Origin of the sequence: Pseudoalteromonas sp. SG44-1 (genome assembly GCF_014164315.1) — a bacterium.
In the GTDB taxonomy this organism is placed as follows: Bacteria; Pseudomonadota; Gammaproteobacteria; order Enterobacterales; family Alteromonadaceae; genus Pseudoalteromonas; species Pseudoalteromonas rhizosphaerae.
This window is the reverse complement of the sequence record NZ_JACJEW010000034.1, coordinates 34728-54394: the sequence shown is the minus strand read 5'-3', so window position 1 is coordinate 54394 and position 19667 is coordinate 34728. Positions and strand designations below refer to the sequence as shown.

Below are 19667 nucleotides of genomic sequence, written 5' to 3'. Positions count from 1 at the left end.
CACGCCAAGCGCTGCTAATTCAGACAGTGATAACTGGCATTGCCATAATTTATTAAGCGCTAAAAGTGTGCTGGCCGCATCTGAAGAACCACCACCAACGCCGCCTCCCATTGGTAATATTTTAGTTAAATTTATTTTTGCGCCAAAAAGGGAATTTGTGTGTTTTTGTAATAAAACGGCCGCTTTATAGATCAAATTATCTTTTAGGGGGATATCGGTGGTGTCACCAGTGACTTCAATTTCAGTTGTTTCAGTCAAAGTAAATGTGAGTTGATCGCCATAATTTAAAAAAGTAAATAAGGTTTCCAGTTCATGATAGCCATCTTCACGACGGCCATTAATGTGTAAAAATAAATTGAGCTTGGCAGGAGCCAATAACGAAAATGAAGTCATAGTGTGCGTAGTCATGTTAGTTAAAGTGCCACTCGTAAAGTTGAATTTTTATTTTAATATCTTGGTGTTTTAACGTGAGCTTTTTAGGTAACCAAAATCCGGCGTATTGTTGGTAATCAGCGTAGCTTATTTGCCATTGATCGCCATCGGGTGCGTGCCAAGTTACATTTTTTGCTCGGCCTAGTGCATCAACTTGCAAACTTGGATCGTCAACAGTGCCTTTTAACCAATTATCGGCGCTGTCCATCGGTATATTAAAACCAGTGAGCCTAGCAAGCAGGCGCGATGCATTAATGTCATGGTAAATGTGATCATCGTATTCAAGTTCAGCGCCGTTAGTATTTTGTGTTAATGCTAAAACACGGGTACCGATAAAACTCGTTAGAATAAGTTGGTTTAACTGTTCTTGTTGTTGCCAATTTAAGTTTGCTGATTGGCGTTCATCTGGACTAATAAAAGCCAGTTTTCCTTCAACTTGCCAATTGGTTTGTTGTGATAATTGCGACTTCCAATCGTCATAAAGAGCTGTTTGAGGGCTAATTTGCTGCGCACAACCACTTAAAAATAAAAAAAATATGAGTAAAATCAAATATAGTCGAATCAAATGTCGTTCCTTACTTTCCATATTCCGCTGATTTTTGGTAAAATTATCGTCTTTCGAGCACGGCTTAGCAATATTTGGCACATATGACCATAGTAGCACTTGGTATTAATCATAAAACCGCATCTGTAGAATTACGCGAAAAGGTTGCCTTTTCGCCTGAGCAATTGTCAGAAGCATTACAGCAACTGAGCGATCACGATCAGTTTAATGAAGCGGTTATTGTGTCCACATGTAACCGAACAGAAATCTATTGTAGCCTCGCTCAGCAAAATTCCCAAATACTGTTGCAATGGTTAGCTAGTTTCCACGGTTTGGATGAATACGAACTGAGCAGTAATGTATATTGTCATCAAGATAATGATGCTATCAATCATTTAATGCGTGTGTCATGTGGCCTAGATTCTTTGGTGCTAGGTGAACCGCAAATTCTTGGTCAAATAAAGCAAGCTTATAATAGCGCCAAAAATCACAATTCGGTGAGTGTGGTATTTGACCGGTTATTTCAAAAAACCTTTTCGGTAGCAAAACAAGTAAGAACGGAAACCGATATAGGCGCCAGTGCGGTGTCTGTTGCTTATGCTGCGGTTAATTTAGCTAAACATATATATGGCAAGTTAGATAAAACCAAAGTGCTATTAATTGGTGCCGGGGAAACAATTGAGCTGGTAGCGAAACATTTATATCAAAATGAACCACAACAGATCACCGTGGCGAATCGCACCATAGAGCGTGCACGCCTTCTGGCAGAAGATGTTAATGCCGACGTTATTGCGTTAGCGCAGTTACCTGAACGCTTACATCAGGCGGATATAGTGATCAGTTCGACAGCAAGTACTTTGCCAATTATTGGTAAAGGGGTAGTTGAACAAGCGCTAAAACAACGCCGTAATAAGCCAATGTTATTTATTGATATTGCAGTACCGCGCGATATTGAAAGCCAAGTTGGTGAATTAGATGCGGCCTATTTGTATTCGGTTGATGACTTACAGGCAATAGTAAGCGAAAATATCGCTTCAAGAGAACAAGCCGCCGATGAAGCGCAAGTGATTATTACCCAGCGCTGTGCGGAATTTGTGATGTGGATGCGTTCACTCGACTCTGTCGATCTGATCCGCTCTTATCGCCAAGATGTACACGATATTAAGTCTGAGCTGGTTGATAAGGCAATAAGCCAATTAAACACTGGTAAAGACGCAGAAAAAATTATTTTAGAGCTGGCCAACAAGTTAACCAACCGCCTAATGCACGCGCCTACCCGTGCAATTCAAGATGCGGCTAAAAAAGGTGAAGTTGCTCAGTTAAGCCAATTAAAGAAAATGTTAGGTATTGATCAGGAATAGCAGTTACATGAAAGAGTCCGTTTATCGTAAGTTAGAAACCTTAGTAGAGCGTTATGAAGAAGTACAAGCGCTGCTAAGTGATCCGTCAGTTATTAGCGACCAAAATCGTTTTCGTGCGCTTTCAAAAGAATATTCTGAGTTGGAAGAAATTGTTAAAGCATTTTTAGGCTATCAGCAAACACAAGATGATGTTGCTACAGCAGAAGAAATGCTAAAGGATTCGGATCCTGATATGCGTGAGATGGCGCAAGAAGAATACAAAGAAGCCAAAGCGCAAATCCTTGCTATCGAAGATCAAATACAAGTGTTGATGCTACCAAAAGATCCGCGCGACAATAATAATGTGTTTTTAGAAGTACGTGCCGGCACGGGAGGCGATGAAGCGGCCATTTTTGCTGGTGATTTATTCCGTATGTATACCCGTTATGCTGAAACTAAAAAATGGAAAGTAGAGATTGTGAGCACCAATGAAGGTGAGCACGGTGGTTACAAAGAAGTCATTGCTAACATTAGTGGTGAAGGCGTGTACGGGCAATTGAAGTTTGAATCAGGTGCTCACCGGGTACAACGTGTGCCAGAAACTGAATCGCAAGGACGAGTACATACCTCTGCGTGTACTGTTGCGGTAATGGCTGAAGTGCCAGAAGCTGAAGCGATTCAAATTAATACCGCTGATATTAAAGTTGATACGTTCCGTGCCTCAGGTGCCGGTGGTCAGCACGTTAATAAAACTGACTCGGCAATTCGTATTACCCACTTACCAACAGGTGTAGTAGTTGAGTGTCAAGATGAACGTTCACAGCATAAAAATCGCGCGAAAGCGATGTCAGTGCTTGCTGCACGTTTACAACAAGCGGAAGATGAAAAACGCCACGCGGCTGAAGCATCAGAGCGTCGTAACTTAGTCGGTAGCGGTGACCGTTCGGAACGTATTCGTACTTATAACTATCCGCAAGGACGTATTACAGATCACCGTATCAATCTCACTTTATACCGTTTAAATGAGGTAGTTGCCGGCGACTTAGGTTGTGTGATTGAGCCGCTAATGCAAGAGCATCAGGCTGATTTACTAGCCGCTATGGGTGATGAGTAATCGTGACCGACACGATCGAAAGTGCTGTTTCGCGTGCTACTTTGCTGCTGCAAAGTAGCAGCGATAGTGCTAAATTAGACGCTCAAGTATTATTGCTCGACGTATTACAAAAACCACGTAGCTACTTATTTAGCTGGCCAGAACAAAAGTTAACACCGCAACAACAACAGCTATTTGAAAGTTATTGTCAACGTCGCTTAACAGGTGAGCCAGTGGCTCATATAACGGGCACGCGTGAATTTTGGAGTTTGCCACTGCAGGTTAATCCCACTACGCTGATCCCTCGCCCAGATACCGAAACACTGGTTGAATATACGCTCAGTTTGCCTTTACCTGTGGCCGCTAAAGTGCTTGATTTAGGCACTGGGACTGGTGCAATTGCGCTTGCACTTGCCAGCGAAATGCCACTTTGGCAAATCACAGGGGTTGATAGGGTTGCTGATGCTGTAGCGCTTGCGAATACAAATAAGCAGCGGTTAGGCTTTATTAATGTAGACTTTGTGCAAAGTGATTGGTTTAGCCAAGTTACAGCACAACAGTTTGATCTAATAGTTAGTAATCCGCCGTATATTGAATATGATGATATTCACTTAAATCAAGGTGACGTTCGTTTTGAACCTCTTTCTGCGTTAGTTGCCGATGATGACGGTATGGCTGATATAAAGTATATTATTACTCAAGCACGCAATTTTTTAACGTCAAATGGTTACCTTGTCATTGAGCATGGTTATCAACAAAGTACTAAAGTGCATAGTTTTTTTGCACAAATGGCGTATACAAATATACTTACAGTTAAAGACTTAGCAAATAACGATCGTGTAACGCTCGCACAGTGGCCGGGATAATTATAAAAATTACAGTGCGAGAGCAAAATAAACGCCTTTGAGGACTCAGTATGATGGATGATTTTTTGTTTTCGGATGAACCACAAGAAGTAGAAAGTGAAGTAGTTAAGGGGACATGGAAAGTCATCATTGTTGATGATGAGCCTGAGGTTCATGCTGTCACGAAATTGGCATTAAGTGATTTTGAGTTTCAAGACAAGCGTTTAGAGTTTATTAGTGCATACTCAGGGGCTGAGGCTAAAGTACAAATAGATAATAATCCCGATGCTGCAATTGTACTGCTTGATGTGGTGATGGAAACCGACGATGCAGGTTTGAAAGTCGCGCAATATATTCGTGAAGTCGCTAAAAATAATCATATCCGTATTATCCTTCGTACTGGTCAACCCGGCCAAGCGCCAGAGCGCCAAGTTATTGTTAATTATGATATCAATGACTACAAATCAAAAACTGAACTTACCGCACAAAAACTATTTACTGTAGTGATGTCGAGCTTACGTTCTTATCGCGATATTTTATCGATTGAACAATCTCGTCAAGGGCTTGAAAAAATCATTAAAGCATCTCGAGATATTTTTTCAGCGCACTCACTTGATCATTTTATTGAAGGGGTGATGCAACAATTAACATCGTTGCTCGGCACTGTTGATCAAGCAATGTACGCCACCAGTTTAGTGGCAGGTAACCCACAAGATAATCAGCATAAATTAGTGGTATTTTCTGGGCGAGGCGATTTTGAACGCAGCGAAGGTAAAGCAATTGAAGAGGTATTAAATACCGAGCAGCTATCAGCATGTAAACAAGCATTTAGAGATAAAAACATTGTTTATAAAGACAATTATTTGTTTGCATACTGTTGCAGCGAACATAATCATAATTCAATGCTTTTTATATCCGGTATTCCACACGACTTATCGGATACACAGCGCCATTTGATTGAAATATTTTCGCAAAATGTACAGTTAGCGTATGAGAATGTGCAATTACAATCCGAGGTCGAAGCAACTCAGCAAGAATTAGTGCTTCGTTTAAGCGAAGCTCTGGAGCAGCGTTCAACCGAAACGGGCAATCATGTTAAGCGGGTTTCGCATATATGTCATACTTTAGCACTGGCGTATGGTTTATCGAAACGTGAGGCTGACTTAGTTCGTTTAGCGTCGCCACTTCATGATGTTGGAAAAGTGGGTATTCCTGATGCTATTTTAAATAAGCCGGGTAAATTGACCTCCGAAGAGTGGGACATCATGAAAACGCACACTCAAAAAGGTTACCTCATCTTACAAGATTCTCGTCGTGAAATCGTTAATGCAGGTGCTCAAATTGCACGTGATCACCATGAAAAATGGGATGGTTCAGGTTACCCACAAGGGATCCAAGGAGAAGACATTCATATTTTTGGCCGTATAGTGGCGATTGCCGATGTGTATGATGCGCTGCGCCATAAACGCTGTTACAAAGAAGCGTGGACGCTTGATGATGTCGTTAATGAAATCAATCAGCAAAAAGGCAAACACTTTGAGCCTAAACTGGTCGATGCATTTAACGACAACCTAGCGGAGCTTGAAGAAATTTTAATGCGTTTTCCAGATTAAAAAATAATACCCAGTGCATTGAACTGGTGAGTTATTTAACGCATTAGAATAGGCATGTTTAACAACATTGGTACAATTTCTTTTTTAACATTAATGAGTAGTTAGGGGCATATGGATTATTTAGCAGTCAAACACACACACATGGCAATTGCAGTTTTAAGCATTGTTCTATTTTATCTACGTTCATTTTCTCGCCTCGGCAGTGGTGCAATCGCTAAAAATAAATTGGTATTTATTGGTAGTCACGCAACCGATACGTTTTTACTTATTTCAGCCTTCGCGCTGATGGCTATTGCAAAAATTAATCCACTAGAACAAACCTGGCTGCTTGAAAAGATTATTCTTGTAGTGGCGTATATTGCACTGGGTATTATTGCCAGTAAACAGCAAAAAACCAGTATAAAAATTGTGTTTTTAGTTGTTACGACTGTGGTCATTGCCTTCATTGGTAAGCTAGCGGTTGCCAAAACAGCGTTTATTTTGTAACTAAAGGTGTTCAAAGGCTGCACTAAACAGTCTTTGAACGTTAATCTAACGTGCTACGTTGGTATCTGTGTAAAAAAATAGGTAAACTAGTCATTCATTTTCTATTAAAGATGTTGCCGTATTAATGACCACCCCTTGGTTTGAAGATCAAAATGAATCCTATCAAGATGAGGCTTTTGACACATTCGTTCCCCAAGCGTTGTATCGTTGTATAAGCGCTGAAGCGAAGTGGGATCCTCAAGCTGATTTAAGTGATAGCTTTGCCACACTGAGCGACTTTGAAAATCAAGTCACCGAACTATGCCAACAATACCCTGATATTCACGAACGGTTTGATGCGCTAGTTGATATGTTTTTTACTCAGTGGTTATTTAGCGTATCCAGTTTAAAAGTCCCAGAATACACCTTAAATAGCTTTAGCTATATGCTAAGTATGCGCAGTGGTTCTGAAACAACACTGGGTATTTTATTATGCCATTTGCTGAACCATGCAGGTTTTGATGCAAATGTAACGATTAATAATAGTGAAATAAATGTCCATGTTGCTATTAGCGATGAGGAAGGTTATTTACTTGAGCCGAGTTCAGGTCAACAAAGTTGGTATATTATTCCTGAAAACGCCAGTGAAGAAAATGGTGATGAGCAAGAGCCGCTTGAGCTCATTTTTGACGAAGAAGTGTATAAGCTTTATCTAGCACAACAAAAGTGGGCCTTTATTAGCAGTAATAAATTTGGTCATGCTTTGAGCTGTGTTGAGATGCTGATGGAGCTAATAGGCGATGACCCGTACGAAAGACGCGACAGAGGCTATTTACTTAACCAGCTTGATTGTCCGAAAATGGCACGTGACGACTTACAATTTTTTATCGATGAGTGTCCAGATGATCCTGCAATTGATATTATTCAGCATCAACTTGAAGAACTTGAAGATAATCACAAAACTCACCATTAACTTTTAAGGAATTTACATGGCTGACGCCCATACTGCCCTGATCACCAATGACGCGGTTGTCTTTGGTTTATTAGCAGTAATATTAGGCTTTATTTTTAAAACATCGAACAGTCAAAATAGCGCACTGAAAAAGTTTTACAAATATGTCCCAGCATTATTACTGTGCTATTTTTTACCTTCACTATTGAATACTTTTGGCATTGTTGATGGTCATTCATCTAATGTGTACTTTGTAGCATCACGTTACTTGCTTCCGGCGTGCTTAATTTTACTGACCATTAGTATTGATTTACGTGCCATTATTAATCTTGGTCCGAAAGCATTAATTATGTTTTTAACCGGTACTGCGGGTATTGTGATCGGCGGCCCGTTGGCCATTTTGATCATGAGCGCAGTGTATCCAGAAGCAGTCGGTGGTCATGGCCCTGATGCAGTATGGCGTGGCATGACCACGATTGCTGGAAGCTGGATTGGTGGTGGTGCAAACCAAGCATCGATGAAAGAAATGTTTGAAGTTGGCGGAGATATATTCTCAGCAATGGTTACGGTAGATGTGATTGTCGCTAATTTATGGATGGCAGTATTACTGTTAATGGCTGCCAACCATAAAGCCATTGATGCGAAAACAGGCGCGGATACTAGCGCGATTGAAGAGTTAAAAAATCGCGTTGAAAAATACCAAGCCGAGCACGCACGTCTGCCAACACTCAATGATTATATGCTGATCATTGCAATTGCATTTGGTATTACCGGTCTGGCGCATTTTTGTGCAGACTTTTTAGGACCTTACTTTGGCGCTAACTTTCCATGGGCACAAGAATATAGCTTAAACAGTAAGTTCTTTTGGTTAATTGTTATTTCGACGACCATAGGTATTGCATTGTCGTTTACTAAAGTACGTCATATTGAAGCCTTTGGCGCATCTAAAGTAGCCTCCAGCTTTTTATATATTTTAGTGGCATCAATTGGCCTTCATATGAATATTACGGCTATATTTGAATCACCTATGTATTTCGTTATTGGCTTAATTTGGATGCTTACCCATGCCAGTTTAATGTTAATTGTGGCAAAAATAATTAAAGCGCCGCTATTTTATATGGCCGTTGGCTCACAAGCGAATGTGGGCGGTGCGGCATCGGCACCAGTAGTTGCTTCGGCATTTCACCCATCGCTTGCGCCAGTTGGGGTATTATTAGCCGTTCTGGGCTATGGCGTAGGCACGTATATGGCATATATTTGTGGTTTAATGATGCAAGCAGTTGCACCTTAAGGAATAAAAATGAACAACCATTTAATTAAAATTAATGATATTGAACTGGCAAACGAAAAACCGTTTGTATTGTTCGGTGGCATGAATGTACTTGAGTCTCGTGATTTAGCAATGCGTATCGCTGAGCATTATGTAGAAGTGACCACTAAGCTTAATATTCCTTATGTGTTTAAAGCGTCATTCGATAAAGCAAACCGTTCATCAATTAATTCATACCGTGGTCCAGGCATGGAAGAAGGCTTAAGGATTTTTGAAGAAATCAAAAAAACGTTTAATGTTCCTTTGATCACTGACGTCCATGAGCCGCATCAAGCAGCGCCTGTGGCAGAAGTGGTTGATGTGATCCAATTACCAGCATTTTTGGCGCGCCAAACAGATTTAGTGGTCGCAATGGCGAAAACGGGCGCAATTATTAATGTTAAAAAGCCACAATTTTTAGCCCCGCACGAAATGCGCCACATCATTACTAAATTTAATGAAGCGGGTAATAACAATGTTGTATTGTGCGAGCGTGGCTCAAGCTTTGGTTATAACAACTTAGTCGTTGATATGCTGGGTATGGATGACATGAAACCAATGGCTCCGGTTATTTTTGATGCCACTCATGCTTTACAACGTCCAGGTGGGCGCAGTGATTCTGCCGATGGTCGTCGTGCACAAGCGGCAGAACTTGCTCGCAGCGGCATGGCATTAGGGTTAGCGGGTTTATTTATTGAAGCGCATCCTAATCCTAATGAAGCTAAATGTGATGGCCCATGTGCACTTGCATTAAGTAAGTTGGAAGGCTATTTAAGTCAAATGAAAGCCGTGGATGATTTAGTTAAAAGCTTTGGCCCATTGGATACCAGCGCCAGCGACTTGTAATCGCAAAGCGTGATAAGAAAAGCGACGAAAGTCGCTTTTTTTATGTCTTGAATATACACTTCCTTGGCATGTGTATATAATCTTATCCATAAGAAAAACTAATTCTAAGTTTGATCACTATGTCTCGACGTGTTCCGCCACTAAACGCATTAAAAGCATTTGAAGCTGCTGCTCGCCATTTGAGTTTTACTAAAGCGGCTGAAGAGTTATACGTCACACAGGCGGCGGTAAGTCATCAAATAAAAACTTTAGAAGAGCATCTTGGCTTAAAACTATTTTTGCGAAAAAACCGTTCTTTATTACTCACCGAAGAAGGCCAAGGTTACTTTTTAGATATTAAAGAAATATTTACTCAGCTAATTGATGCTACCGAAAAGCTATTAGCCCGTGGTGCAAAAGGCTCATTAACCGTGAGTTTAACGCCCAGCTTTGCTATTCAATGGTTAGTGCCACGCTTGAGCTTATTTAACGAACTGCACCCTGAGATAGATGTACGAATAAAAGCCCAAGATCAAGACGAAAACTCACTCACCGATGATGTTGATGTGGCTATTTATTATGGCCGTGGTCATTGGAGTGGCGTGCAAACGCATAAACTGCATACAGAATACCTAGTGCCTTTGTGTAGCCCTATGCTATTAACAGGGCCAAAGCCGCTGGATCAGCCAAGTGATTTGGCAAACCATACTTTATTACATGATACCACCCGTAAGAACTGGAAAACGTGGATGAAAACCGCCGGTGTACGTAATGTGCAAGTAAACCAAGGACCAATATTCAGTCACTCATCAATGGTGCTGCAAGCAGCTGTGCATGGTCAAGGCGTTGCTATTGGTAACAGTGTGCTTGCTAAACCTGATATTGATGCAGGACGTTTAGTTATTCCGTTTAACCACAGTTTAGAAAGTAAAAATGCGTACTATTTAGTAAGTCGTGAAACGCAATCTGAATTAGGCAAAATAGTATCGTTTAAGCAGTGGATGCTGAGTTTAGTTGAACAAGAGCAAGAGTATTAATATGACTATCGAGTGGATTAAAAGTGACCAACAACCCGCTTTGGCACAATTTATTTTTGCCCATGGTGCTGGAGCCGCTAGTGATTCAGAATTTATGCAGAAAATGGCAAGCTTGCTGGCAGAAAAAGGTATTGATGTTGGCTTATTTGACTTTGAATATATGCAAATAGCCAAGCAAAACAATAAGCGTCGCCCGCCAGATCGTGCGCCTAAATTACTGCAATACTTTGCACATATATTAACCTTTGTACAGCCAAGCTTACCGTTATTTATTGGTGGCAAGTCAATGGGCGGGCGGATGGCATCAATGCTTGTCAGTGAAGAGCGAGTAACAATGCCACCAATTTCAGGCGTATTGGCATTTGGCTATCCATTTCATCCACCAGGCAAGCCTGATAAATTACGCATTGATCATTTTGGTAAAATACCATGCCCGTTTATGGTGCTCCAAGGCGAGCGCGATACATTTGGTACCCGTGACGAATTAACACAGCTACAACTGGATAAACGCCCAGAGTTTGTGTGGCTAGCTGATGGCGATCATTCCTTAAAACCACGCAAACGCAGTGGCTTTACAGAGTTAGGTAATGTGCAAACTGCCGCTGAGCACGCTGCTAGTTTTATCAAACAGCATATTTAAAGGCATCTTTAGCAGGAAAAAAATCATGATTAAACTATTTTTAATGACTGGCAGTTTATTTTGCATGCTATCAGTGGTGTTGGGCGCCTTTGCGGCTCATGGTTTAAAAAGCCGTGTTTCTGAATATGCTATTGGCATATTTAAAACTGCGGCAGAGTATCAGATGGTGCATGGCCTTGCGTTAATTGCGATTGCCATTTTAATAAAATGGGGAATTAACCTCACATCGGCTGGTTGGTTTATTATTGCTGGTATTTTGTTGTTTAGTGGCAGTTTATATTTATTAGCAATCACCGGTTATAAGTGGCTTGGCCCCATCACACCCGTTGGTGGTTTATGTTTTATTATTGGTTGGACTATTTTATTAGTGCAAGTAGCACGGTTTAAATTTTAATAGAGAATATCGCTCAAAAGAGCAATTAAAGGGTTTTTATGTCAAGTGTAGTGATTTACTGCCGTAGTGGTTTTGAAAATGATGCCGCTGCAGAAATAACATTTCATGCCGCAGAGCAAGGTTTTGCTGGGTATGTAAAAGCAAAGCCAAATACCGGCTATGTTATTTACGAATGTTTTGAAGCGCAGCATAGTGATGAAATCATCAAAAAGGTTGATTTCAAAAATATGGTATTTGCCCGTCAGTGGTTTGCCGGCACTTTACTTGAAAACATGCCCGTCGAAGACCGTGTTGGCGAAATAGTAAAAGCAGCGGTCGATTTTCCACTTTGCTCAGAGCTACGGGTAGAAACACCCGATACCAATGAAGGCAAAGAGTTGTTAACTTTCTGCAAAAAAATCTCTACCCCACTTAAAAAGGCTTTAGAGAAACAAAACACCGTGTTACGTGAACCTAAAGCCAATCGCCCCGTAATGCACATCATGTTTTTAACTAATAACACCGCGTTTGTCGGTCATTCATATAGTTATAATAATTCCCCATTTTTTATGGGAATATTACGACTAAGAATGCCAAGTGATGCACCGAGTCGCTCGACCTTAAAACTGGATGAAGCGTTTAATGTGTTTATTGCGGAAAAAGATCGTGAAGCGCGGGTTCAAGCCGGTATGCGCAGTGTTGACTTAGGTGCCTGCCCAGGTGGTTGGACGTATCAACTAGTGCGTCGCGGTATGTTTGTTAGCGCCATTGATAACGGCCCAATGAATGATGATTTAATGCAAACAGGTCAAGTTAAGCACTTCCGTGTTGATGGTTTTAAATACCGCCCTGAGAAAAGAAATATTACTTGGTTAGTATGCGATATGGTAGAAAAACCAACCAAAGTAACCAGTCTTATGATTGATTGGGCGGTCAACGCATACGCGAAAGAACTTATCTTTAACTTAAAGCTGCCAATGAAAAAGCGCTTTGACAGTGTGTATGAGTGCTTAACGATGATCAAAGAAGAGCTTAATAAATACGGTATAAGCTATGAATTACAAGCTAAGCATTTATATCATGACAGAGAAGAGATCACAGTACATCTGAACGTGACAAAAGTGCCGCAAAGCCTATATAGCTAATTAATTTTAGTGCGGCATGAATACTGGCTAAATAAAGGTAAAAATTGATGTATAAAAACCAAAAAGTAATCTTGCGATTACGCGCTAACATTCCATCGTTTGAATGTGTTGAAGGTTGTCATGATTGTTGCGGTCCAGTGACAACATCATCTGAAGAAATGTCTCGATTACCGGTAAAAAGCGATGCAGAGCACGAAGCGGCATTAAATGAATTTAATTGTGTACACTTAGGTCCAAAGGGATGCACTGTATATGATGAACGGCCATTAATTTGTCGTTTGTTTGGCACAACTCCAAGGATGCCATGCCCAAATGATCGCGCTCCAGAGCAGCCAGTTGATCCTAAAATTGAGCGCGAAGTGCATCATTTCATCGCTAATACACGGCAAGTTTTAGTGTAAATAGTGCTGCAAATAGGGGACTTAATAATGGCTTATATTGTCGTCCCCTCTGAGCGTTTTATTCGCGATACTTAGGGCGGTATTGATCAACCCACAAGCGAGTTGCGCCGCACACAGCGACTGGCATAACAATTAAATTCACGATAGGAATGGCTGTAAGCAACAATACGGCTAAGCCGAATCCATACGAGAGAGTTTGTTTTTGTTTTAAGTCTTCTTTCATTTCTTTAAAGCAAATTTTGTGATTATCAAACGGATAATCTTTGTATTGCACGGCATACATCCAACAGGTAAACATCACCCATAACACTTGGCCGATAACAGGTAATATCCACAGTAAGATAAAAAAGCCAATGGCACGTGGTAGGTAATAGCACAACTTAGTCCACTCACGGCCAAGCATTCGTGGCACATCTTTCACTATCTCCGCTAAGCCATCATCATTAATTTTTTGACCTGTTAAATACAGCTCTACTTTTTCACTGAGTAAGCCGTTAAAGGGCGCGGCGATGAAATTAGTGATCACCGAAAACAGCATACTGTAGCTAAATAAAATCACTAATACTGCAATAGGCCACATCAGCCACTCCAGCCAACTTAACCACGTTGGTAATAGATCATTTAAATAAGCAAACCCATCGGTAAGCCAGCCATATAAAAAGAATAATGAGCTACCAAAAAGCACGATATTGATTAATAAAGGAATAAATACAAATCGCTTCAAGCCTTTTTGGGTAATTAATTTGAAGCCCGAAAAAAAATATTCCATACCTTGTGTAAACTGCACGCTAAAACCTCTGATCATATCGACATTGCCCTCAGTATAAATTGCTCAGATATTTTGAACAGTATTTTTGCGTAACAAAGTGTTTAATATCTAATGAGCAATAGAGTGTATGGTCTAAAAAGCATTATCTTTATATTGATAGAAAAATCGGAGTTACTGATTGAATCGCAACAAACACTGGGATATGGTTTATATATCAACAATAATAAATTAAACGAGAGATGTTATCGGCTCGTTTATTACGCAGGAAGCTTTAAATGACTATGAAAAAGTTATATCTGTTTGCATTGTTACTAATGCCGCTGGTAAGTCAGGCTGATGTTACTGATTTGCAAAGTAAAATGATGCGTTTAGATACAGCACTTTTTGATTCTTTTAATCATTGTAATAACCCAGTACAACTTGCTAAGCACGCGAGCTACTTCGCGGAAGGTGTTGAGTTTTATCATGATAACGGTGGAGTTACCTGGGATCGCAATTCCATGATAGCTAATACTAAACAATATGCATGTGGCAAGTATACGCGGGAGTTGGTCAGCGGCACGTTTGAAGTGTTTACCATTAAAGATTTTGGTGTGATGACCAAAGGAACTCACATATTTTGTCAAAATGGCGGCAATAAATGTGACGGTAAAGCTGATTTTGTGATGCTTTGGCATGACTTAGGCGACAAATTAGAAATTACTCGAGTATTGAGTTATGGGCACCGTAGTAATATGGATAATAAATAAGGGAGCTTGCGGTTAAACTACCGCTTAACTATGTTGTTGCTCTGTGGGTGATGCTGTCATTTAGGTATATACTAGCAGCCTTTTAAAAATGAGTGACGTTAGATGTCTAAGATATTTATTATCGGTCTGCCTCGAACCGGCACCACGAGCATCAGTGTTGCGTTGTTAGAAATGGGCTTGTTGGTTGCGCATACCGCGTTTACTAAAAAAGCGTTTGAAATAGCTGATGCTATATCTGACGCACCGTGTTTTAGTGACTATATGCATTTAGACGGGTTATTTCCTGGTGCTAAGTTTATTTATTTAAACCGAGACCTAAAAGCATGGTTGCCATCCATCACGATGCTGCTTGAAAAAATGGCGCCACATCTTGATCTTAAAACAGGGCACTTTAGCCCGGTTCTAAAGCGCAGCTTTCATCAAACGTTTCCCTCTATTTACCCGTTGAGTGAGCGCGATTTGGCTGCTTGTTATACTAAACATCAGCAGGCGGTATTTAAGTATTTTAAAGATCGTGATGATTTTTTATCGCTTGATGTGAGCGAACCTGGCGGCCTGTTGAAGCTAAAACAGTTTTTGGGAATGTCGCCAGATGGCGATACTGACTTTGCGAAATTAAATGTTGGCCGTAATGTGGCAAACTGGCGTGAGTATAAACACCCTAATAAGGTGAATGCCAACTTAGCCGGAGCAGAGCACCGTAAGTTCTTTAATTACGGTTGATTTTCAGCTGATTGTGGCTCTTCACTATCTACTGAACTACGAATGTTGCCACTGCTGTAAAAGGTAAGATCACCGATTAATTCAGGAACTAGTCGCTCGCTATTATAATCATAAATTTTATTCATTTGTGTTACGTGGAATGCGCCTTCTATCCGAGCAATATTATTTATTGCCCATGCCTCAACTGAATCTGAGCGAGTAAACTGCTCGGGCATTTTTTCTTTATCATCAAGTAGTGTTTGCCATAATTCGTTTTGGATCTGTGCGGGACTCCCTGTGAATTGCTCTAGCGCATCGTTTATCCAGCCCATGCCAATGTCGTTATAGGCGTTTAAGATATTGTTATAAAGCTCACGTCTATTAGAGTCAGAGCTAATATTATCTTGTTGTGCAACAAACTTACCATTATCCATTTGGTAATACTGCTTATTGGCTTGATAATTAGTTTGCTGTGCAAGGTAACTAAATAAGTTAGGTTCTTGGTCTTTATCAACTTCATTGAGCATTGCCAATACATCATCCGTTTGATGGTTTTTAACTAAGCTCATCATGTCGATGATACCACTGCTTTGTGTAAGCGTACTGTCAGATAAGTGGTCATTTAACTGCATAAGTTGATCTTCGCTGAGGTTTTTTTCTATTAATAAATTGGTGTAGTCATTTGCCAATTCATATTTTGCACTGTTAGCCTTATAGTTTGATTTAAACCAGTTTATGGCTTCAGGCATACTGATCATTTCGACTCTTTCATTACCATGCTCATTTTCACCTAATGGTGACACCGGCTTCTTATAATCATTCCCTTGTTGTAATAATTTATCCATTGTTGCAAGGGTACTGCTCAAGGCATCATCTGACAGTTTGCTTAAAGATGAAATTAACTGTGCACTGTTGTTGTTGTTTTCTGTGCCAAAGTGATAGCTAGATGTTGTAACAACAAATTGACTAAATACAGCAAGCTCTTCATCACTCATTTTTTGCACCAAATCAAGTAGTTCTTGTGTTGGTTTTAGGTGTTGGAACATAAATTTATGTTCACCTTCAAGCCGGTCTACTTGATCTAAAAAAGCATTTATATCATCGGGATCTGTAAAGTCACCATAGCGATAGGTCGGCTCTTTAATCGGTTCACCTATGTTAATGGTGGTGCTAGAGGTGACTCTATAACGGTTCATACCAATATAAGAAGAGGGGGTGTAATCTTGATTAAGTTTGCGGCCTTTAAATGGATCATAAAGGGGCGTACTTGCTGCGTCTTCGAGCGTTGAAAAGTGATCTTGTGGTTCGACAAGAGAAGCGGCGGCTTTAAACTCCGTGGCGCGATTGGCCGACACCGTTTGCAAAGCTATTTGCTGCGCTTGACCAAGATTGGGGAGTTTCATTGTTATTCCTTTAACGTTAACTTAGTTATTTATCGACGCAGGGCGTTAAAACTTTAGTCGTTAATCTATTTTTTAACCCGTACTTTTATAAAAGGCGCTAACGTTTAACACCACAGCAAACTATTATTTTGACGTGCTTGCTAATTTTAGAAAATAGCTAAGTGTTGTTATTTTGACATACGACAAAGTTGTGACTAATAAGATAGCAAATAAATGAAAAATCCAAAGTTCTGGGTTGTTCATTTGCAACAATTCGGTATAGTTTGTTATCAAACAATAAATATAATTAGAGCTTTTATGCAGTTAGTCGACTTAACCCCTGATGATCCGGATGTGATTAATGTTTTTTCTGATATCGATAGGCTTATAAATTCTCTGTACCCAGTAGCCACGGCACAATCGCTGTCGGTGAGTGAGCTTGGTCAAGCTAATGTTTACGCCATTGGCTTAAAAAGCGAGGAGGGTATTGTTGCATGTGGTGCGATTGTCAGACAGTTTGACACAGTACCTTATGGTGAAATTCGCCGTCTGTATGTCAAACCAAGTCATCGTGGTAAAGGCTTGTCTCGGCGTATAATGCAAATTTTATTGCATCATGCTGGCGAAGAAGAGATCCCTTTGATCCGGTTAGAAACAGGCCCGAAACAGGCTGAATCGATTAGTCTGTATGAAAATTTAGGTTTTCAACGCTGTGCAAGTTTTGGTAATTATACCGATAATCCACATAGCTTGTTTATGGAGTTAGGGCTCAGTCAATAAGGCTAATTAGTGACTAGAAACTGCCTACGCTTTGTGTTTTAGTTTTTGAGTACTTCATCGATTTTATCTCCTACACAACTACGGCTTATACACGGATATAAGTCGTAAATGGCCTTGGTCAGCGCCAATTTTATCATTGAGAGTCACGTTTTCGGCTAACTTTTTTATATATATTCCCTTTTAAGCCTTCTATTTTTTATACTAAATACGCCAGTGCCCAACAAATAAAAGGGCCGTTGTTATCGACACTAAAACTCACTCGTTACGAGCAAAAATACTTGTTGGACTTGATAAGCTATTTTTCCTTTAATGCGCGCAACAGCCGCAAGGCATTCATCAAATAAAAGAGAAAGATAAATGAAAGAGACAACATCACTAGAACAAGCTCGCACGAGTTACAATGTTCGTCATTGGAGCCAAGGTTTTTTTGGTATTAATGATCAAGGTGATGTGTATGTTGCGCCCAAGGCTGATGCCCCAGAGCAAACCATCGCACTTATTGATATTGCAAAACAACTTGAAGATAAAGGCTTGAGTTTACCTGCGTTGGTTCGTTTTCCACAAATTTTGCATCATCGCGTGCACAGCTTATGTGCTGCATTTAATACTGCGATTGAAAGCTATGGTTATCCAAAAGATTACTTGCTTGTTTATCCAATTAAAGTAAACCAACAGCGCGAAGTGGTCGAAGAAATTGTGGCAAGCCAAGCGAACGTAGAAAAGAAACAACTTGGTTTAGAGGCGGGCAGCAAGCCTGAGCTATTAACAGTATTGGCATTAGCTGAAAAAACCAGTGCGGTGATTGTCTGTAATGGCTACAAAGACAAAGAATATGTTCGCTTAGCATTAATTGGCGAAAAGTTAGGCCATAAAGTGTACATCGTACTTGAGAAACTCTCTGAGCTGGACATGGTACTTAGCCAAGCTAAAGAGCTGAACGTAAAACCGCGTATTGGTATTCGCGTGCGCTTAGCGTCGCAGGGTAAAGGAAAATGGCAAGCTAGCGGTGGTGAAAAATCAAAATTTGGTTTATCCGCTTCACAAGTATTACATGTTGTTAATCGTTTAAAAGAGACTGATCAACTTGATTTAGTTCAGTTGGTGCATTTTCACTTAGGCTCGCAAATGGCGAACATTCGCGATGTGCGTTTAGGTGTTAGCGAAGCGGCGCGTTTTTATTGTGAACTACGCAAACTCGGTGCACAAATTGAATGTTTAGATGTCGGTGGTGGTTTAGCGGTTGATTACGACGGCACTCGGAGCCAGTCTCACAACTCGATGAACTATAGCTTAGCTGAGTATGCAAATAATATTGTCTACACCATTGGTGATATTTGTAAGCAGTACGAGCAACCATTCCCGACTATTATTTCTGAGTCTGGACGTGCATTAACAGCGCATCATGCTGTGCTTATCTCTAATGTAATTGGCACTGAAAGCTATGAGCCGGAAGAAATTCAGGCGCCAACAGATGACGCGCCATTATTATTAAACAATATGTGGACATCATGGCAACAATTACATGTGCTGACAGACGACCGTGCATTAATTGAGATATATCATGATAGCCAAGGTGATTTAGCTGAAGCACATAACCAGTTTGCGATGGGATTATTAGATTTAACTCAACGCGCCTGGGCTGAGCAAATAAATTTACGTGTGTGTTATGAGCTTAATAAACACATGGATAACAAAAACCGTTTTCATCGCCCGATAATAGATGAACTTAATGCCCGTTTGGCGGATAAGTTTTTTGTTAATTTCTCATTGTTTCAGTCATTGCCTGATGCGTGGGGGATCGACCAAGTGTTTCCGGTATTGCCATTAAGTGGCTTAACTGAGGCACCACAAAGACGCGCAGTATTGTTAGATATTACCTGTGACTCTGACGGTGCACTAGATCACTATGTAGATGGGCAAGGCATTGAGAGCACCTTACCAGTGCCGGCATTTAGTGCTGAAAAACCCTATTTAATGGGCTTTTTCTTAGTGGGTGCATACCAAGAAATTTTAGGTGACATGCATAACCTATTTGGCGACACCCACAGTGCAATGGTACACATGGATGAGCAAGGCGACGCAAGCATTGTAGAAATAAACCAAGGTGACACTGTAGCTGACATGATGCGCTATGTTCACCTTGATGTAGAAGGTTTTCAATCATCGTACGCACAGCTGGTGGCTGCAAAATTACCAGCAGACGAGCAGCAAAGTGTACTTGATGAATTGCAAGCAGGTTTAGACGGTTATACTTATTTAGAAGAGCTTTAA

Annotated in this window: 21 protein-coding genes; 17 read left to right on the top strand and 4 right to left on the bottom strand. The window is 40.6% G+C overall.

Annotated elements, in window-relative coordinates; translation table 11 throughout:
* Together ispE and lolB are read right to left on the bottom strand one after the other, a co-directional pair.
* Positions 1–393 (bottom strand): 4-(cytidine 5'-diphospho)-2-C-methyl-D-erythritol kinase (gene ispE / locus H5187_RS15710; protein WP_182798021.1); only part of this gene is annotated, 393 nt, incomplete at its 3' end.
* A 16-nt stretch (positions 394–409) separates the two neighbouring features.
* Positions 410–997 (bottom strand): lipoprotein insertase outer membrane protein LolB, encoded by a 588-nt coding sequence (gene lolB, locus H5187_RS15705; protein ID WP_182798020.1) that lies wholly within the window; start codon positions 995–997, stop codon positions 410–412.
* Between the two features lie 83 nt (positions 998–1080).
* Here lolB and hemA point away from each other — a divergent pair, with 83 nt between their 5' ends.
* From hemA to H5187_RS15640, 13 genes are all read left to right on the top strand, one after another.
* A complete protein-coding gene (gene hemA, locus H5187_RS15700; RefSeq protein ID WP_182719176.1) occupies positions 1081–2337 on the top strand; it encodes a glutamyl-tRNA reductase in 1257 nt (418 codons plus the stop codon).
* A 7-nt stretch (positions 2338–2344) separates the two neighbouring features.
* On the top strand, positions 2345–3430 hold the full coding sequence (gene prfA / locus H5187_RS15695) for a peptide chain release factor 1 (RefSeq protein WP_145240641.1): 1086 nt from the start codon (positions 2345–2347) through the stop codon (positions 3428–3430).
* 2 nt (positions 3431–3432) lie between these two features.
* Complete coding sequence (prmC, locus tag H5187_RS15690; RefSeq protein ID WP_149980712.1) at positions 3433–4275, top strand: peptide chain release factor N(5)-glutamine methyltransferase; 843 nt, start codon at positions 3433–3435, stop codon at positions 4273–4275.
* A 50-nt stretch (positions 4276–4325) separates the two neighbouring features.
* Entirely contained in the window at positions 4326–5867 is a 1542-nt protein-coding gene (locus H5187_RS15685) for a response regulator (protein ID WP_182719178.1), read from the top strand.
* 111 nt (positions 5868–5978) lie between these two features.
* Positions 5979–6353, top strand: coding sequence for a SirB2 family protein (locus tag H5187_RS15680; protein ID WP_182740343.1), 375 nt, complete (start codon positions 5979–5981; stop codon positions 6351–6353).
* Between the two features lie 124 nt (positions 6354–6477).
* Positions 6478–7305 (top strand): tetratricopeptide repeat protein, encoded by an 828-nt coding sequence (locus H5187_RS15675; protein ID WP_145240647.1) that lies wholly within the window; start codon positions 6478–6480, stop codon positions 7303–7305.
* Between the two features lie 16 nt (positions 7306–7321).
* Entirely contained in the window at positions 7322–8575 is a 1254-nt protein-coding gene (locus H5187_RS15670; protein WP_145240649.1) for a DUF819 domain-containing protein, read from the top strand.
* Positions 8576–8584: 9 nt separating this feature from the next.
* The gene (gene kdsA / locus H5187_RS15665; RefSeq protein WP_145240651.1) at positions 8585–9439 is read left to right on the top strand and encodes a 3-deoxy-8-phosphooctulonate synthase; all 855 of its coding nucleotides are present in this window, start codon (positions 8585–8587) and stop codon (positions 9437–9439) included.
* A 119-nt stretch (positions 9440–9558) separates the two neighbouring features.
* Positions 9559–10455, top strand: a complete 897-nt coding sequence (locus H5187_RS15660) for a transcriptional regulator GcvA (RefSeq protein ID WP_145240653.1) — start codon at positions 9559–9561, stop codon at positions 10453–10455.
* Position 10456: 1 nt separating this feature from the next.
* Positions 10457–11095, top strand: a complete 639-nt coding sequence (locus H5187_RS15655) for an alpha/beta family hydrolase (protein WP_182784626.1) — start codon at positions 10457–10459, stop codon at positions 11093–11095.
* Positions 11096–11120: 25 nt separating this feature from the next.
* Positions 11121–11489, top strand: coding sequence for a DUF423 domain-containing protein (locus H5187_RS15650; protein ID WP_182768075.1), 369 nt, complete (start codon positions 11121–11123; stop codon positions 11487–11489).
* 38 nt (positions 11490–11527) lie between these two features.
* The gene (rlmM, locus tag H5187_RS15645; RefSeq protein WP_182740340.1) at positions 11528–12613 is read left to right on the top strand and encodes a 23S rRNA (cytidine(2498)-2'-O)-methyltransferase RlmM; all 1086 of its coding nucleotides are present in this window, start codon (positions 11528–11530) and stop codon (positions 12611–12613) included.
* Between the two features lie 47 nt (positions 12614–12660).
* Entirely contained in the window at positions 12661–13014 is a 354-nt protein-coding gene (locus H5187_RS15640) for a YkgJ family cysteine cluster protein (protein ID WP_145240659.1), read from the top strand.
* Between the two features lie 58 nt (positions 13015–13072).
* Here the strand turns inward: H5187_RS15640 and cysZ are convergent, their stop codons facing one another.
* Positions 13073–13783: a sulfate transporter CysZ gene (gene cysZ, locus H5187_RS15635; RefSeq protein ID WP_220493291.1), complete on the bottom strand. Its 711-nt coding sequence runs from the start codon at positions 13781–13783 to the stop codon at positions 13073–13075.
* A gap of 275 nt (positions 13784–14058) precedes the next feature.
* Between cysZ and H5187_RS15630 the strand changes: the two genes are divergently transcribed.
* Positions 14059–14532, top strand: coding sequence for a nuclear transport factor 2 family protein (locus H5187_RS15630; RefSeq protein WP_259398179.1), 474 nt, complete (start codon positions 14059–14061; stop codon positions 14530–14532).
* A 102-nt stretch (positions 14533–14634) separates the two neighbouring features.
* A complete protein-coding gene (locus H5187_RS15625; protein WP_182761978.1) occupies positions 14635–15255 on the top strand; it encodes a sulfotransferase in 621 nt (206 codons plus the stop codon).
* On the opposite strand, the gene H5187_RS15620 is transcribed toward H5187_RS15625, so the two are convergent.
* Entirely contained in the window at positions 15246–16637 is a 1392-nt protein-coding gene (locus H5187_RS15620) for a hypothetical protein (RefSeq protein ID WP_182761979.1), read from the bottom strand. The two genes, H5187_RS15625 and H5187_RS15620, sit on opposite strands and share 10 nt — an antisense overlap.
* A gap of 297 nt (positions 16638–16934) precedes the next feature.
* Here H5187_RS15620 and H5187_RS15615 point away from each other — a divergent pair, with 297 nt between their 5' ends.
* Together H5187_RS15615 and speA are read left to right on the top strand one after the other, a co-directional pair.
* The gene (locus H5187_RS15615) at positions 16935–17396 is read left to right on the top strand and encodes an N-acetyltransferase (protein ID WP_182719186.1); all 462 of its coding nucleotides are present in this window, start codon (positions 16935–16937) and stop codon (positions 17394–17396) included.
* Positions 17397–17753: 357 nt separating this feature from the next.
* Complete coding sequence (speA, locus tag H5187_RS15610; protein ID WP_149980707.1) at positions 17754–19667, top strand: biosynthetic arginine decarboxylase; 1914 nt, start codon at positions 17754–17756, stop codon at positions 19665–19667.